Source organism: Janthinobacterium sp. 64 (assembly GCF_002813325.1).
In the GTDB taxonomy this organism is placed as follows: Bacteria; Pseudomonadota; Gammaproteobacteria; order Burkholderiales; family Burkholderiaceae_D; genus Janthinobacterium.
This window is the reverse complement of record NZ_PHUG01000001.1, coordinates 1,943,779-1,960,299: the sequence shown is the minus strand read 5'-3', so window position 1 is coordinate 1,960,299 and position 16,521 is coordinate 1,943,779. Positions and strand designations below refer to the sequence as shown.

General features: G+C 64.9%; 15 protein-coding genes. 12 read left to right on the top strand and 3 right to left on the bottom strand.

The window, feature by feature from the left end; translation table 11 throughout:
• Nucleotides 1–38 precede the first annotated feature (38 nt).
• The 8 genes from tssE (at nucleotide 39) to CLU91_RS08615 (ending at nucleotide 9,642) form a co-directional block, all read left to right on the top strand.
• Nucleotides 39–512 (top strand): type VI secretion system baseplate subunit TssE, encoded by a 474-nt coding sequence (gene tssE / locus CLU91_RS08650; protein ID WP_100873827.1) that lies wholly within the window; start codon nucleotides 39–41, stop codon nucleotides 510–512.
• Nucleotides 509–3,148, top strand: coding sequence for a type VI secretion system ATPase TssH (gene tssH / locus CLU91_RS08645; RefSeq protein WP_100873826.1), 2,640 nt, complete (start codon nucleotides 509–511; stop codon nucleotides 3,146–3,148). Before tssE ends, tssH begins: the two co-directional genes overlap by 4 nt.
• A gap of 20 nt (nucleotides 3,149–3,168) precedes the next feature.
• The gene (tssA, locus tag CLU91_RS08640; protein WP_100873825.1) at nucleotides 3,169–4,200 is read left to right on the top strand and encodes a type VI secretion system protein TssA; all 1,032 of its coding nucleotides are present in this window, start codon (nucleotides 3,169–3,171) and stop codon (nucleotides 4,198–4,200) included.
• Nucleotides 4,201–4,242: 42 nt separating this feature from the next.
• A complete protein-coding gene (locus CLU91_RS08635) occupies nucleotides 4,243–5,034 on the top strand; it encodes a substrate-binding periplasmic protein (protein WP_232730677.1) in 792 nt (263 codons plus the stop codon).
• A 35-nt stretch (nucleotides 5,035–5,069) separates the two neighbouring features.
• On the top strand, nucleotides 5,070–5,582 hold the full coding sequence (locus tag CLU91_RS08630) for a lipocalin family protein (RefSeq protein ID WP_100873823.1): 513 nt from the start codon (nucleotides 5,070–5,072) through the stop codon (nucleotides 5,580–5,582).
• A 264-nt stretch (nucleotides 5,583–5,846) separates the two neighbouring features.
• Nucleotides 5,847–7,604: a methyl-accepting chemotaxis protein gene (locus CLU91_RS08625; protein ID WP_100873822.1), complete on the top strand. Its 1,758-nt coding sequence runs from the start codon at nucleotides 5,847–5,849 to the stop codon at nucleotides 7,602–7,604.
• A gap of 83 nt (nucleotides 7,605–7,687) precedes the next feature.
• Complete coding sequence (locus CLU91_RS08620; protein ID WP_100873821.1) at nucleotides 7,688–8,371, top strand: tRNA-uridine aminocarboxypropyltransferase; 684 nt, start codon at nucleotides 7,688–7,690, stop codon at nucleotides 8,369–8,371.
• Nucleotides 8,372–8,499: 128 nt separating this feature from the next.
• Complete coding sequence (locus CLU91_RS08615; RefSeq protein ID WP_100876640.1) at nucleotides 8,500–9,642, top strand: PA0069 family radical SAM protein; 1,143 nt, start codon at nucleotides 8,500–8,502, stop codon at nucleotides 9,640–9,642.
• Here CLU91_RS08615 and CLU91_RS08610 read toward each other — a convergent pair.
• Nucleotides 9,639–10,298, bottom strand: a complete 660-nt coding sequence (locus tag CLU91_RS08610; RefSeq protein WP_100873820.1) for a gamma-glutamylcyclotransferase — start codon at nucleotides 10,296–10,298, stop codon at nucleotides 9,639–9,641. The genes CLU91_RS08615 and CLU91_RS08610 overlap by 4 nt on opposite strands.
• Nucleotides 10,299–10,326: 28 nt before the next feature.
• On the bottom strand, nucleotides 10,327–11,295 hold the full coding sequence (locus CLU91_RS08605) for a LysR family transcriptional regulator (RefSeq protein ID WP_100873819.1): 969 nt from the start codon (nucleotides 11,293–11,295) through the stop codon (nucleotides 10,327–10,329).
• 126 nt (nucleotides 11,296–11,421) lie between these two features.
• On the opposite strand from CLU91_RS08605, the gene CLU91_RS08600 reads away from it, so the two are divergent.
• From CLU91_RS08600 to maiA, 3 genes are read left to right on the top strand one after another with little or no spacing between them, the layout of a single operon-like run.
• Complete coding sequence (locus tag CLU91_RS08600) at nucleotides 11,422–11,955, top strand: VOC family protein (protein ID WP_070311278.1); 534 nt, start codon at nucleotides 11,422–11,424, stop codon at nucleotides 11,953–11,955.
• Nucleotides 11,956–12,003: 48 nt separating this feature from the next.
• Complete coding sequence (locus CLU91_RS08595; protein WP_100873818.1) at nucleotides 12,004–13,026, top strand: fumarylacetoacetate hydrolase family protein; 1,023 nt, start codon at nucleotides 12,004–12,006, stop codon at nucleotides 13,024–13,026.
• Between the two features lie 20 nt (nucleotides 13,027–13,046).
• Nucleotides 13,047–13,697, top strand: a complete 651-nt coding sequence (gene maiA, locus CLU91_RS08590; protein WP_100876639.1) for a maleylacetoacetate isomerase — start codon at nucleotides 13,047–13,049, stop codon at nucleotides 13,695–13,697.
• A 27-nt stretch (nucleotides 13,698–13,724) separates the two neighbouring features.
• On the opposite strand, the gene CLU91_RS08585 is transcribed toward maiA, so the two are convergent.
• Nucleotides 13,725–15,464, bottom strand: coding sequence for a GGDEF domain-containing protein (locus CLU91_RS08585; RefSeq protein WP_100873817.1), 1,740 nt, complete (start codon nucleotides 15,462–15,464; stop codon nucleotides 13,725–13,727).
• Nucleotides 15,465–15,729: 265 nt separating this feature from the next.
• Between CLU91_RS08585 and CLU91_RS08580 the strand changes: the two genes are divergently transcribed.
• A complete protein-coding gene (locus tag CLU91_RS08580) occupies nucleotides 15,730–16,509 on the top strand; it encodes a uracil-DNA glycosylase (RefSeq protein ID WP_100873816.1) in 780 nt (259 codons plus the stop codon).
• The last annotated feature ends 12 nt before the right edge of the window (nucleotides 16,510–16,521 follow it).

Below are 16,521 nucleotides of genomic sequence, written 5' to 3'. Positions count from 1 at the left end.
TCTTCGCCCGCGCGCCGCGCCGACTTTCAGGAGAGCGCATGGACAGTTATGTACCCGGCCTGTTCGACCGCCTGATGGGCGACGGCAGTGCGGCGGGCGGCGTGGCGGCGCGCCTGTCGCTGGAACAATTGAAGGATGCGGTGGCGCGCGACCTGGAAGAGCTGCTCAACACGCGCGTGGCCCTGCCGCCCGGCGCGCTCGACGCCTATCCGGAATGCGCGGCGTCCATCGTCAACTATGGCTTGATCGATTTCGCCGGCATGTGTTTGTCCAGCAGCGAAGACCGCGCCCGGATCTGCGCCGCGCTGAAGGCGGCCATCGAACGCCACGAACCGCGCCTGCGCAATGTGCGCGCCCGCCTGGAGCGCGAAGCGGGCAGCATCAACCGCGTCGGCTTCGTCATCAGCGGCACCCTGGCCGTGATGTCCGGTGGCGAGACGGTCAATTTCGACGCCGTGCTGCAGCCGTCGTCGCTGCGCTATTCGATCAACCGCAAGGGAGCCGCCGCATGAGCAATAACCTCAAGACCTTGATCGCCAAACTGAATGACACGTCGCGCACGGCCGCCACCCGCGCCGCAAGCATTTGCATGGGACTGGGGCAGTATGAAGTCGATATCGAACACCTGTTCCTGGCGCTGCTGGAACAGGAGCGCAGCGATTTCGTCACCATCGCGCGGCGCAGCGAAATCAGCCTGACGGCGCTGGAGGCGGACCTGCGCCGCGAGATCGGCAGCTTCCGCACGGGCAGCGCGCGCACGCCCGTCTTCTCTCCCCATTTGCCGCTGCTGTTCGAGCACGCCTGGCTGGTCGCTTCGCTCGACACGGCGCAGCCGGGACCCATCCGCAGCCGGCACCTGTTGCTGGCGCTGCTGACGGAAGCGGAACTGTCGCAGCTCGCGTACCGTGGCTCGAAGCTGTTCGCCCGCTTCAGCGTGGAGCAATTGAAGCACCATCCGGACAAGCTGACGGCCGGCTCCGAAGAGGAAAGCGCGGCCGTGCCGCAGCTTTCCGAGACACCGGACGATGCGCTTGCGACTTTGGCCAGCAAGACCCCGGCGCTGGACCAGTTCACCACCGACCTGACGCAACTGGCGCGCGACGGCAAGCTCGATCCCGTGATCGGCCGCGAGGGCGAGATACGCCAGGCCGTCGACATCCTGCTGCGCCGGCGCCAGAACAATCCGATACTCACCGGCGAGGCGGGCGTGGGCAAGACGGCCGTGGTGGAAGGCCTGGCCTTGCGCATCGCGGCGGGCGACGTGCCCGAGGTGCTGCAGGGCGCGCACATCCACGCGCTCGACATGGGCTTGCTGCAGGCCGGCGCCAGCGTGAAGGGAGAATTCGAAAGCCGCTTGAAAAACGTCATCGACGAGGTGACGAAAAGCCCGCACCCCGTCATCCTTTTCATCGACGAGGCACACACCATGATCGGCGCCGGCGGCCAGGCGGGGCAGAACGACGCGGCCAATCTGCTGAAACCGGCGCTGGCGCGCGGCGCCCTGCGCACCATTGCCGCCACCACCTGGAGCGAGTACAAAAAGTATTTTGAGAAGGATGCGGCGCTGGCGCGGCGCTTCCAGGTGGTGAAGGTGGAAGAGCCAAGTGAGGACATCGCCTGCGCCATGCTGCGCGCCATGGCGCCGCTGATGGAGCGCCATTTCGGCATCCGCGTGCGCGACGCCGCCATCGTCGATGCCGTGCGCCTGTCGCACCGCTACATCAGCGGACGCCAGCTGCCCGACAAGGCCATCAGCGTGCTCGATACGGCCTGCGCCAAGGTGGCGCTGGGCCAGCGCACCACGCCGGCGCAGCTGGAAAACGCGCAGCGGCGCCAGGAACGCATCGGCGCGGAAATCGCTGCCCTGGCCCGCGAGGCGGCCGATGGCGAAGTGCCCGACAAAGCTGGCACCGCGCGCCTGACGCAGCTGCGGCGCGAGCATGAGGAGGGGCAGGCGGCGGTCGCGGCGCTGGCGCAGCGCTGGGAGCGTGAAAAGGCGCTGGTGGCGCAGATCGGCGACTTGCGCGCGCAGTTGCGCGGCGAGCGGCCGGGCGAGATCGGCGCGGCACGCCTGCTGGCGCTGAAGGAAGAACTGGCGGCCCTGCAGGGAGAAACCCCGCTGTCGCCGCTGGAAGTCGATGCGCAGGTGGTGGCCGGCATCGTCGCCGGCTGGACCGGCATCCCGCTGGGGAAAATGCTCAAGGACGAAATCCGCACGGTGCTGACCCTGGACGGCGCGCTGCGCGAACGGGTGCTGGGACAGGACCACGTCATCGCGGCGGTGGCGCAGCGCGTGCGCACGGCGCGCGCCAGCCTGGACGACCCGAACAAGCCGCAAGCCGTATTTTTATTCACTGGGCCGTCCGGCACGGGCAAGACGGAAACGGCGCTGGCGCTGGCCGACCTGCTGTACGGCGGCGAGCGCAAGCTCATTACCATCAACATGAGCGAATACCAGGAGGCGCACAGCGTGGCCGGCCTGAAAGGCTCGCCTCCCGGCTATGTCGGCTATGGCGAAGGCGGCGTGCTGACGGAAGCCGTGCGGCGCCAGCCCTACAGCGTGGTGCTGCTCGATGAAGCGGAAAAAGCCCACCCCGACGTGCTCGAATTGTTCTTCCAGGTCTTCGACAAGGGCGTGCTCGATGATGCGGAAGGGCGTGAAGTCGATTTTCGCAACACCATCATCATCGCCACCTCGAACCTGGGTTCGGGCGCCATGATGGCCGCTTGCCTGAACCGGGCGGCGCAAGACTTGCCCACGCCGGCCGCGCTGGAAGAACTGGTGCGCCCGCAGCTGGTGGCGCATTTCAAGCCGGCCTTGCTGGGGCGCCTGAAGGTGCTGCCGTTCTATCCCCTGAGCGACGCGGTGCTGGCCGAGATCATCGCGCTGAAACTGGCGCATATCGGCGCGCGCATCGCGCGCAACCACCAGGCGCAGTTCAGCCATGACGCGGGCCTGGTCGACGCCGTGCTGGCGCGCTGCACCGAGGTCGATTCGGGCGCGCGCAATGTCGATCAGATTCTCAACGGCAGCCTGCTGCCGGCGATTGCCGAAGCAGTGCTGGCGCGCATGGCCGAAGGCGAGCCGATTGCCTCGATACGCGTCAGCGCCGGCAAGCAGGGGCAGTTCAAGTACACGATCCGATAATCCACCTTCCGGAGAGCGCCATGTTCAACCTGGAGCAGTTGCTGCATCCCGTCAGCGCCGTCAGCCCATGCGGCGACGACATCACCTTCAGCCAGGAGCTCGATGCCATCGCGCGCGCGCGCCAGCACGATGACCCGAGCCTGGACCAGGGCGAGTGGGTGACGGCGCTGAAGGAAGCCGACTGGCCTTTCGTGGCGACGCGCTGCGAACAGCTGATCGCCGCGCGCAGCAAGGATTTGCGCGTGGCCGTGTGGCTGGCTGAGGCGCACGCGAAGACGCGCCACTTCCGTGGCCTGGGCGATGGCTACGCGCTGCTGGCCGGCCTGTGCGAGCGCTATTGGGAAGGCCTGTATCCGCCGGCGGAAGAGGGCGACCAGGAACAGCGCATCGGCAATGTCTTCTGGCTGCTGTCGCGCACGCCGCAATTGCTGCGCCAGATCCCGCTGACCGAGGGCGCCGATGGCCTGTTTTCACTGCAGGATTTCGATGCGGCGCGCCAGCGCGCGGCGGCCAGCCTGGCGCAGGGCGCAGCGGAGCAGGGCTGGGGCGATACGCGCCACGACGACGCAGCGACCCTGGCGCAGATGGAGGCGGCGCGGCAAAGGAATACGCGTGCCTTTTCCGACGCCTTGCTGGCCGATGCACAGTACTGCATGCAGTCGCTGCTGGCGTTCGAACGCAGCGTCGATGCGCGTTTCGGTGCCGATGGCCCGAGTTTTCGCGCCGCGCGCGAAGCGCTGGAAAACGTCATTCATTTCATCGCGCCGCTGTCGCCCGGCGCGGACTTCGCTGATGCGCCGGCCGCCGCCGGCCAGGGTGCCGGCAGCAGCGGAGGCGCCATCGTGCAGCGCCAGCAGGCGCTGGCCCAGCTGCGCCAGGTGGCCGATTTTTTCCGCCGCACGGAGCCGCACAGCCCCGTTGCCTACCTGGCAGACAAGGCCGCCAGCTGGGGCGAGCTGCCGCTGCACCTGTGGCTGCGCGCCGTCGTGAAGGATTCAAGCACCCTGGCGCAGCTCGACGAGATGCTGGGGACGAACAGCGCGAACGGATGACCGCTTGTCGCGCTTCCATGCTAATCTGCGGGCATGCCCAGAATGTCCATGTTGCCTGCCGCGCTATGCCTGCTCATCGCGGCCAGCGCGCGGGCCGAGGCGCCGACGCCAGTGGTGATCTATGGCGACGACGATTATCCGCCGTACTCCTACGTCGAGAATGGCCAGCTGAAAGGCATCTACACGCAGATCGTGCGCGAAGCGCTGCAAGCGATGCCGCAGTATGCGGTGCAGCTACGCCCCGTGCCCTGGAAACGGGGCGTGCTGATGCTGCAGACGGGCGAGGCGTTTGCCCTGTATCCGCCGTATTCGTGGCGCAGCGAGCGGCCGTATGTGCGCTATTCCGTGCCGCTGCTGATGGAACAGCTGGTAGTGCTGTGCAGCCAGGACGTGCTGGCGAAACGCACACTGCGGCAGTGGCCCGCCGATTACGGCGGCCTGCACATCGGCGTGAATGCGGGGTTTCTGCCCGGCGATGCGGCGCTGATGGCTGCCTTGCGCGCCGAAAAAATCGTGCTCGACCCGGCCAAGGGTACGCGCACGAACCTGCTCAAGCTGATGCGCGGGCGCATCGACTGCTATGTCAGCGACCGCCTGTCGGCGCAGTGGGAATTGCAGCGCATCCGGCGCGAGAATCCGCCGGGCACATCGATCCAGGCAATCGAGGAAACCGCGCAGCTGACCGGCCAGCAGGGCCACCTGGGCTTTACGGCGCGCCGGCCTGTCGCCTACCCTTATCGCGATGACTTTATCGAGCAATTCAATGCCGCCATCGTGCGCATGCAAACCAGTGGCGCGATCCGCCGCATCGTCGATCACGCATTGCTACCCTGACCTTACAATCCTGATTCAAGCAGATGGAGAAAAACATGAAAAAACTGTTGTTCCTGAGTGTGCTCGTGCTGGCCGGCTGTGTCGGCCGGCCCGATAACATTGTCCCCGTCAGCAACTTCGACACTACCCGCTACCTGGGGAAGTGGTATGAGATCGCGCGCCTCGACCACTCGTTCGAACGGGGCCTGAGCCGTGTGACGGCCGACTACAGCCTGCGCCAGGATGGCGGCCTGAAAGTGCTCAACCGCGGCTACAAGGAGGCGGACGCGCAGTGGAAGGAAGCGGAAGGCAAGGCGTATTTCGTCGACAAGAAAGACGTGGGCTACCTGAAAGTGTCGTTTTTCGGTCCCTTCTATGGTTCCTACATCGTGTTTGACTTGGACCAGCAAGATTACAGCTATTCCATGATCAGCGGCCCCGACAAGTCATATTTGTGGTTGCTGTCGCGCACGCCGACCATGGACCCTGCCTTGCAGCAGCGCCTGGTCGAGAAAGCCCGCGGACTGGGTTTCGATACGTCAAAATTGATCTATGTGAAGCAAAACTGACGATGCTTGCCTGCCGCCCGTGCGTGGCGGCATAGCGCCTTGCAATTGTTGCTTTTCTGCATGTTATTTCTTGCAATACCATCCTGATTCACTCACAATCTGCTCCAAAGTGGTGCGCTGCGGCGCGCTGCCATTCTGGCGACCTGGGTAGCGTTGCGTCGCCGCTCGTGATTGCCGCACGGCAGATGCCTGCTATATTGGTACGTAGCAGCAAGTCGGTTTCGTGGCGTCTGTGCATTGTTTTTTTCAGATAGGAATCACGTAATGAAAAACCTCAAAATCGGCGTACGCCTCGGCGGCGCTTTTGCCGCCGTCCTGCTGCTGTTGACGACCCTCACCGTGGTGGGCATCGCGCAGATGCAAAGCGCCAGCAAGGAAACCGATGCGCTCGTCAACGTCAAGGTGCGCAATGAACGCCTGATCGGTGAGTGGACCAAGGTCATCGAGGTGAACGCGGCGCGCACGGCGGCCGCATGGAAAGTGAGCGATCCCGAACACCAGAAGCAGTTTGAACAGGAAATGGCGGTCTCGTCCGCACGCGCCACGGAAATCCAGAACGACATCGGGAAAAGCGAGCTGAACGCCGAAGAGCAAGCGCTGTACCAGGAAGTGCTGAGCACGCGCAAGGCTTACACGGAAGTGCGCAAGAACGTGTTCAAAGCCAAGAACGCGGGCGACCTGGAACTGGGCAAGCGCCTGTACGAAGGCGACATGGCCGTCAAGCGCGACATTTACCTGGCGTCGCTGAAAAAGCTGGCCGTGCTGGAAGCCAGATTGCTCGATGACGCGGCCGCGCAAATCCGTGCGCGCTACGAAAACGGCCGTTTGCTGCTGATCTCGCTGGGCGCGGTTGCCATCTTGCTGGGCATCGCCTGCGCCTACTGGATCACGCGCTCGATCACGCGTCCCATCACGCGCGCCGTCGAGGTGGCGCAAGCCGTTTCCGCCGGCGACCTGACCAGCCATATCGTGGTGGACAGCCGCGATGAAACGGGGCAGCTGATGCATGCGCTGAAAAACATGAACGATAAACTGGTCAGTATCGTCGGCCAGGTGCGCGTCGGCACCGAATCGATCAGCACGGCGTCGAGCGAAATTGCCGCCGGCAACCTGGACTTGTCATCGCGCACGGAAGAGCAGGCCAGCTCGCTGGAAGAGACGGCGTCTTCGATGGAAGAGCTGACCTCGACCGTGAAACGCAATGCCGACAATGCGCGCAGCGCGAATCAACTGGCCATCGACGCCTCGCAGATCGCCAGCAAGGGCGGCGTGGTGGTGTCGGAAGTGGTCAGCACCATGGGCTCGATCAACGATTCCTCGCGCAAGATTGTCGACATCATCAGTGTCATCGACGCCATCGCCTTCCAGACGAATATCCTGGCCCTGAACGCGGCCGTGGAAGCGGCCAGGGCCGGCGAGCAGGGCCGCGGTTTTGCCGTGGTGGCCTCCGAGGTGCGCAACCTGGCGCAGCGCTCCAGCGCGGCGGCCAAGGAAATCAAGGGTTTGATCGACGATTCCGTGCAAAAGGTCGAGGCCGGTTCGCAACTGGTGGACAAGGCGGGTCGCACCATGGACGAAATCGTGCAAAGTATCAGCCACGTGACGCAGATCATGAACGAGATCACCGATGCCAGCGATGAACAGCGCGCCGGCATCGAGCAAGTCAACCAGGCCATCGGCCAGATGGACCAGGTGACGCAGCAAAATGCGGCCCTGGTGGAAGAGGCTGCCGCAGCGGCCGAATCCATGCAGGAACAGGCGGCCAAGCTGGCCGAGGTCGTGGGCGTGTTCAAGCTCGATGCAACGCAACAATATGCTGCCGCCAGTGCCGCTCCGTCCATGACGGCGCGTGCACCAGTTGCCATGCGTCCCGCCCTTCAGCCTGCCAAGCGACGCCCACCGGCGCCTGCCGTGACCACGCCCACGCCCACGCCGGGCACGGCGGCGCCAGCGGAAGCTGTGCGCGCACGCGCGCCGAAGGCACCGGTGGCATCGGGCGCCGACGAATGGGAAGAGTTTTAAGCGCAGTTTTAAGCGCAGATTCCCCATGGCATGGCGCGGGCGCTACAATCGCGGCTTGAAGACAGCCGCGAACGCGCTCCGCCATGACCACCCGCCGTACCTCCAGCCTTACCCCTAGCTCTTCCGCTGCATCGTCCTCCTTGGCTGAACCCGCCAAACGCGCGCGCTGCCCTGCCTGCCTGCGTGCCGCATCCAGCTGCATCTGCCGCTGGATCGCCCCCGTTGCCCACGCGGTGGAAGTGCTGATCCTGCAGCATCCGCTGGAAGTCCACAACGCCAAGGGCAGCGCCCGCTTGCTGCACCTGAGCCTGCCCAACAGCCGCATGCTGACGGGCGAGCAGTTTGCCCCCGATACGCTCGCCGCAGTGCTGGCCGACAAGCACAACGTGCTGCTATACCCGGATACGCCGGGCGACCGTTCGCTGGGCATTGCGCCGCCGCCCGCGCTCGACTCCGCCATCTTGCTCGATCCCTCCCTATTGCGGCTGGTGGTGCTGGACGCCACCTGGCGCAAGAGCCGCAAGATGCTGTACCTGAATCCCCTGTTGCAACAGCTGCCGCGCCTGCCACTGCGCGACACGCCCGCTTCCCATTACCTGATCCGCAAGGCACACGCGCCGGACCAGTTATCGACACTGGAAGCGACCTGCTATGCCCTGATGCAGTTGGAGCAGGACGCGTCCCGCTTCGTTCCCCTGATCACGGCATTTGATGGCTTTGTCGCACAGCAGTTGAGTTATGTCATGCCGCATAGTGAAAAAGCTTGAAATGGCACCATGGCAGCCCTTGATATTGGCCGGACGGCGGCATAGTATACTGTACGTATATACAGTTGATGGGGCCGTTCATGAAAGCAATCATTCCAGAGCACGATGACAGCTACGCCGGGCAAGCCATGTTGCCGCCGCAATCGCTGAAAGCCCACAAGGGGCGCGGTGCCGTGTCGAACCTGCAGGGGCGCTACGAAGTGCACGCCCGCGCCGGTTTCGATGATGGCTGGAGCGTGGGCGGCCTGGATGCGGCAGATGGGGAGGAAGCGGCGCCGACCTGGAAAACGCAGGTCAGCGATGAGCAGGCGCGCACCATCCTCACGCGCAATGCTTCGCCCGATTTGCCCTTCAATGTGTCGCTGAATCCATATCGCGGCTGCGAACATGGCTGCATTTACTGCTTTGCCCGTCCCACGCACAGCTATCTGGGCCTGTCACCGGGCCTGGACTTCGAAAGCCGCATCTATGCCAAGGTGAATGCCCCCGAACTGTTGCGGCGCGAACTGGCCAAGCCGTCCTATGTGCCCGAGCCGATCGCCGTGGGCGTCAATACCGATGCGTATCAGCCGTGCGAACGCGAACGGCAACTGACGCGGCGCGTGCTGGAAGTGTTGCACGAGTGCGAGCATCCCGTGGCGCTGATCACGAAATCGTCGCTGATCGAACGCGACATCGACATTCTGGCACCCATGGCGGCCAAGCGCCTGGCAGCCGTGGCCGTGACCGTCACCACGCTCGACCCGGCCATCGCGCGCACGCTGGAACCGCGCGCGGCCGCCCCGGCGCGGCGCCTGCGCACCATCCGCACCCTGACGGAGGCGGGCATCCCCGTGGGCGTGAGCATCGCGCCCATCATTCCCTTTGTGACGGAGCCGGAAATCGAGCAGCTGCTCGAAGCCGTGCGCGACGCGGGCGCCATCCACGCCCATTACGTGGTGCTGCGCCTGCCGTGGGAAGTGAGCCCCCTGTTCCAGCAATGGCTGGAAGCGCACTTCCCGGAGCGGGCCCAGCGCGTGATGAATCGCGTGCGTGAAATGCGCGGCGGCAAGGATTACGACAGCGCGTTCGGCACGCGCATGCGGGGCGAAGGCGTGTGGGCCGACCTCATCCGCCAGCGCTTTGAAAAAGCCGTGGACCGGCTGGGGCTGCACGGCAAGGGTGGCCGCTTCAAACAGCTCGATTGCACGCAGTTCCGCCGCCCGCTGGTGGTGCCGCCGCTGGGGAACTCGGCAAAAGGGGGCAATGCGGGGCAGCTGGATTTGTTTTAAGTTAAAGCAGCGCCAGCGCTGATGCCGCAGGGGGACGTTGCGGCGCTGTCCCGGGCAGCTGTCTGGAACTGCGCCAGATGTTGCTCGATGGCAAAGACATGCGGATCGCTCTTGCCCAGTTCGCGCAGGGCGCTGGCCAGGTGCAGCAGGTATTCGCTGTTCGGGCCGCTGGGGCCGTTTGATCGGGCGATCTGGCGCGCGATATCGAGTTCCGGCGCGGCGCCGAGGAAGGCGGCGTTTTCCTCGTTGGCGATGTACACCAGGCCTTCGACCTTGCCGCCATCGTCGAAGGTGATGTCGGTGGCCAGGCGCAAATAGCCGTTCTTTTCGCGGTGGTCGAGGTGGGCGAAGACTTCGGGCGTGATCAGATAAGCCATGCCGTCGCACACGGCGCCCGCCTGCGGCACGATGGTGGCGACCCGGCCCGGCGCCATCGGCGTGCCCCGATGATCGTGCGAGCCTTGCCAGAAGCGCCGCGTCCAGCCGGCGATGCTGGCGGGGCGCCGTTCAATATAGGGGAAGTCCGCCTTGTAGATCAGCGAGCCGTAGCCGAACAGCCAGACCTGTGCATGGCCGTCGAATTTGTTCATGCGCTGGTTGATGGCGATGGTGGCGGCGTCGGTGGCGGACAGGGCGTGCTGGTCAGGCTGGGTCATGGCGTTGGCGGCAAGGGGCGGTACCCTATTATAAAGCGGCGCCAGCGGGGCCGCCGGCCGGCAGCGCGTCGCGGGCAGCGGGGCCGCCCGCTCCCACGTTCCACTCGTGCGTCTCGACGAACTGGAACAGGAAGGCCATGAAGCTTTCGGCGGCCGGCGACAGCGAACGCCCCGTCTTCGTGTAGACGAAAAAGCGCCGCGTCAGTTCCGGCTCGTGCAGGGCGCGCATGTGCAATTTGTATAGCTTGACCATCGGTTCCGCGTACGGCAGGCAGACCGTGATGCCCAGGTTGGCGCTGACCATGGCCAGCGCCGTCGTCATGAAGGTCACCTCGTTGTAGGGATTGAGCGACAGCTCGCGGAAGCTGCCGTGCATGTCGCGCAGCAGGCGTTCCGTGAACTGGCCCTGCAGCGAGATGAACGGGTAGTCGCCCACGTCGGCCCAGGTGACGCGCTCTTTCTGCTGCAGCGGGTGCTGCTCGGGGAAGACCAGCACGAAGGGCATTTCGAACAGCACTTGCGCGGCAATTTCCGCCGTCGGGTCGCGTTCGGGGCCGATACCGAAATCGACTTCGCCGCTGAAGACGCGCGCCGACACATTCTCCACGGGGCAGTCGACCAGACGCAGCTGCACCTCCGGGTGCGCCTGGCGGTAGGCGGCAATCACTTCCGGCAGCAGGGTGCACGCCATCATCTGCGGCGCGGCGATGCGCACCATGCCCGTTTTCAGCGCCTTGCGCTGGGCGATGCCGGCCATGGCGCCGTCGAGGTCCTCGATCATCTTTTCAAACAGCGGATACAGTTCGCGGCCGATTTCCGACAGCTGCGTCTTGCGCGTGCTGCGCTCGACCACGCGCACGCCCAGCACGCTTTCGAGTTCCTTGATCAAGCCGCTCAAGGCCGATTGCGTCACGTGCAGGTATTCGGCGGCCAGGGTAAAACTGCCGGTCTTGGCCAGGGCCACGAAGGCGCGCATCTGTCGCAGGCTGGGACTCATAAGATAATCCGATAAATCAATGGTTAAAAATTGTTTGTATGATAGCTGTAACTCGATTCTAATGGTGAAAAGCTGAAAAACAGGCCAGCCATTGCGCCTCGGGCGCCATCCATTGGAGACAAGCACATGAAAATCAAGCAAATCCACCACGTCGCCTACCGCTGCATCGACGCGAAGAAAACCGTCGAGTGGTACGTCAAGCATTTGAACATGAATTTCGTCCTCGCCATCGCCGAAGACCTGGTGCCGTCGACCAAGGCGCCGGACCCGTACATGCACGTCTTCCTCGACGCGGGCCAGGGCAATGTGCTGGCCTTTTTTGAATTGCCGACGCAGCCGCCGATGGACCGCGACCGCAATACCCCGGCCTGGGTGCAGCACCTGGCGCTGGAAGTGGGCAGCATGGAGGAATTGCTGGCGGCCAAGGAGCGCCTGGTAGCCGCTGGCATCGAGGTGCTGGGCCCCGTCAACCACGCCATCTTCCAGTCGATTTACTTCTTCGACCCGAACGGCCACCGCCTGGAACTGGCGGCCAACGTGGGCACGCCCGAGATGATGGCCAAACTGGACGCCGTCAAATGGGAAATGCTGGAAGAATGGTCGCAGACGCGCCGCGCGCCCAAGCACGCCGCCTGGATGCACGCGCCGGCCGACGCCTGAGCGTCCCGCACCAACACTCTCTGAAACACACACCGGACAAGGAACACCATGAAATTCGCAACCCTGAAAAACGGCAGCCGCGACGGCGCCCTGATCCTCGTCAGCCGCGACCTGCGCCAGTACCAGCGCGTGGCCGCCATCGCTCCCACCCTGCAGGCGGCACTCGACAACTGGGACGCCGTGGCGCCGAAACTGGAGCAGGCTTACGCCGACCTGAACGCGGGCCAGGCGCCGGATGCGCAGCCGTTTGATGCCAAGCTGTGCCACTCGCCGCTACCGCGCGCCTACCAGTGGGCCGACGGTTCCGCCTACATCAACCATGTGGAACTGGTGCGCAAGGCGCGCAACGCGGAAGTGCCGGCCTCGTTCTACACGGACCCGCTGATGTACCAGGGCGGCTCGGACAGTTTCATCGGCCCGCGCGACCCGATCTTCGCCCTGTCGGAAGAGTGGGGCATCGACCTGGAAGCGGAAGTGGCGGTGATTACGGGCGACGTGGCCATGGGCGCCAGCGTGGACGACGCGGCGCAAGCGATTCGCCTGGTGATGTTGGTCAACGATGTATCTCTGCGCAACCTGATTCCGGGCGAGCTGGCCAAGGGTTTCGGTTTCTTCCAGTCGAAGGCGGCCAGCGCGTTTTCGCCCGTCGCCGTCACGCCCGATGAACTTGAAGGCCACTGGGCCGACAGCAAGCTGCATTTGCCGCTGCTGGTGGACCTGAACGACAAGCCTTTCGGCAAGCCGAATGCGGGCGAAGACATGACCTTCAATTTTGCCCAGCTCGTCGCCCATGCGGCCAGGACGCGCGAACTGGGCGCCGGCAGCATCGTTGGCTCCGGCACCGTGTCGAACAAGCAGGGCAACCTGTTCGGTTCCAGCATCGAAAATGGCGGCGTGGGCTACTGCTGCCTTGCCGAGGTGCGCATGTATGAAACCATCGAACACGGCGCGCCCAAGACGGCGTACCTGCAGTTCGGCGACACGGTGCGCATCGAAATGCGCGACGCGGCCGGCGCCAGCATCTTCGGCAGCATCGAGCAGACGGTCGCGCTGTACGCCGGCCGCGCCTGAAAGGACGCCCCGCCATGAGCATGAAGCTGTACACCTACTTTCGCAGTTCGGCCGCCTACCGCGTGCGCATTGCCTTGAATCTCAAGGGCATCGCCTACGACAGCATCCCCGTGCATCTGCTGCAGGATGGCGGCCAGCAACTGCTGCCGGCCTACCGCGCCGTCAACCCGTCGGCGCTGGTGCCGGCGCTCGATGACGACGGCGCCATCCTGACGCAGTCGCTGGCCATGCTCGAGTATCTGGACGAGACGCGCCCTGACGTGCCGCTGCTGCCGACGGACGCGCTGGGACGCGCCCGCGTGCGCGCGCTGGCGCTGGCGATCGCCTGCGACGCCCATCCGCTGACGAATCTGCGCGTGTTGAAATACCTGAAAAACACGCTGGGCCTGTCGGACGAGGCCAAGCAGGAGTGGTACCGCCACTGGATGGCCGAGGGACTGGCGGCCGTCGAAGCGCTGCTGGCGCAGGGCGATCCGGCCGGCACGGGCCTGTTTTGCCATGGCGTCAGCCCGACGATGGCCGACTGCTGCCTGGTGCCGCAAGTGTTCAATGCGCAGCGTTTCGCCATCGACCTGGCGCCGTATCCGCGCGTGGCGCGCATCCACGCGCATTGTGCCGGCTTGCCGGCGTTTGCGGCCGCCCATCCGTCGCAGCAGCCTGACGCCGAATAGGGCATCAGCTCAATAAGGGGAGCAGGTTCAGCTCCATTCAACCCTGTCCCGTCCGCCATGTTTGGCGCGGTACAGGGCCTGGTCGGCGCGGATCAGCAGATCGGTCAAGTTGTCCGCTTCCTGCCTGCTTGCTGCGGTCGATTGCGGCGTGCTGGATGTCACGCCGATGCTGATGGTCAGGCTGACCAGTTGGCCGTCATCGCATTCCACGCGCAAGCCGGCTGCCGCCAGGCGCAGGCGCTCGGCCGCTTCCAGCGCCACTGGCAACGGCGTCTCCGGCATCAGCAGCACGAATTCCTCGCCCCCGAAGCGCGCCGCCGTATCCATGCCCCGCGTGAAGCTGCGCAGCACTTGCGCGACGGCAGCGATGGCGCGGTCTCCCGCGTCGTGGCCATGGCCGTCATTGATGCGCTTGAAGTGGTCGATATCGATCATCAGCAGCGACAGCGTGTGGCCGAAGCGCTGGGCGCGCTCAAGCTCCTCCGTCAGCCGCAGGGTCATCATGCGGCGGTTCCCCAGGCCCGTGAGCGGGTCGGTCGTGGCTTGCTGCTCCAGCCGGGAATTGGCCACCAGCAGTTCCAGGGTGCGCTGCAAGACCCGTTCCTCGAGCATGTCACGCTCCGCATGCAGCGCCGCCACGCTGGCGCGGCGGCTGCGCCGGGCCAGCAGCAGGGCCGTGATCAGCGCCGCTTGCAGCGCGATCAGCGACAGCCCGGCGATGATCTGCCAGTGATATTGCGCCCATACTCCCTGTGGCCGGTTCAGGATGCGCGCCTCGTCGGGCAGGTTGCGCAGGCCGAAACGCTGTACCGCGGCATCGTCGAAGATAGTTGCCTGCATGCCGTCCGCGTCGGGCGTCCTGCCCAGCAGGATGCGCGCAATGGTGCGCCCCACTTTCTCCCCGCTGATGACATAGCCGCCCACCACGCCGGGCACGATCAGCGATTCCACGCTGGTGAAAATGGGCACGGCGCTGCGCGAGGCCAGGTCGCGCGCCATGGCGGGCGGCGTGGTGCGCTGCCCCAGCATGTCGCGATACACGGGCAGCAGGTAGATGGCGCTGCCCGGTCCCAGCGTGCCGCTGCGGCGCCATAACTCTTCCTGGCTCAGGTGATCCCAGAAATCAGCCTTGAGACGATCCTGGTAGGGCGCAATGGCGGCGCGGATGGCGGCGATCCACGCCTGGCCGCGTGCGCTGCCATCGCCGACGACGGCGATATGGCGTAGTCCTGGCGTCACTTGCAGCATGACGGCGATGGCCTTGCCGAAATCGTGGCGCACATCGAGATTGATGCCGTCGGCAGGCGTCCAGTCCTGCCGCCCCTGATTCACATAGTAGCGGGGCACGCCGGGAAACAGCTGCGGATGCTGGCTCAGGAACTGTGCCGCCAGGTAGTTTTCCGTGATGATGGCGTCGAACTGCACCATCCTGTACTTGGTTTGCAGATAGGTTTCCAGTCCGGCGACGGCAGGCTGTTCGCCCACGCGCACGGAATCGAGCCGCTCCTCATAGATGCCGGGCGCGACGTGCCAGTTCTCGTTGGCCAGTTCAACGCTCATGCCCTTGTGGATCAGCGTTTGCCACTGCGAGGAGGCATCGCTGCCCAGCGAATACAGTACCAGCACTTGCCTTGGCGCAAAACGCGGTGCGCTGGTCTGCGCCGGGTCTTGCGCATGGACGGGGGCGTTGCAGCATAGCCATAGCAGAAAACTCAGGCAGGGCAGGCGTATCGCGGCGCGCAATCGTGTGAGGCAGGGACAGGGCATGGACGGGGCAGTGTGTTGAGAACTTGCCCAAGCGCAATGAGCGTTAGTGGATCGAAGAAGCCGGCAAGCACTATTTCTTGATGTGGTTCAAGTTCCAAGGAGCCCAGTCTAGCATTGCCGGCCTCGCTTGGCGCAGGTGGCGTGCAATTTTTGATACGGTTGTTGCGCTATTGGTATTGCTATGGAATGTGGGAATGGTGCCCATTCAACAACGCAGGCGTATCGGTGCGCTACAATTTGCGTTTGCCCAAATACTTCACGCCTCATGACCGCAACCACCGTTCCTGCCAGCATCACCGATGCCCTGTCCCTGGCGCACGCTTCCTGGCGTCCCATCCTGCTGCGCGGCTTGCAGGCCGTGATGGCGGCCGATCCCGCCTATCTGCCGGCGCTGGCCGTCGACGATTACCTGCCTACGCAGGGCCGGCTGTTCGCCGCCTTTGCCCTGCCGCTGGCGCAGGTGCGTCACGTGCTGGTGGGCGAGGGGCCGTATCCGCGCGCCGACAGCGCCACGGGCGTGTGCTTCATGGATGGCGCCGTCGGCAGTCTGTGGTCGGCGACGGGGCTGTCGAAGCCCGTCAACCGCGCCACGTCCCTGCGCAACTTCATGAAAATGCTGCTGGTGGCCGATGGCCAGTTGCAGGACGGCGACACGTCCGGCGCGGCCATGGCGCCCGTGGCGGCCGCCGCGCTGCAAGCCGGCAGCGGCGTGATCCAGACCCTGCCCGACCTGCAGCGCAAGATGACGGAGCAGGGCTTCTTGCTGCTCAACGCGGCGCTGGTGTTCCGTGCTCACGTGCCGCCCGTGCAGGATGCGCGCGGCTGGCTGCCCTTCCTGCAGGTGGTGCTCGAAGCGCTGGCGCGCCAGGGCGGGGCGGCCGCGCCGCAGCTGGTGCTGTGGGGCAAGATTGCCGAACTCATCAAACGTCTGCCGGTGGCGGCAATGCTGCCGCAGGTGACGGCGGAACATCCGTATAATCTGTCCTTTATCGGCAATCGTGACATGCAGGCCTTGTTTGGTCCGATGCAGCTATTGCGTGCTTGAGCTTGAATGATC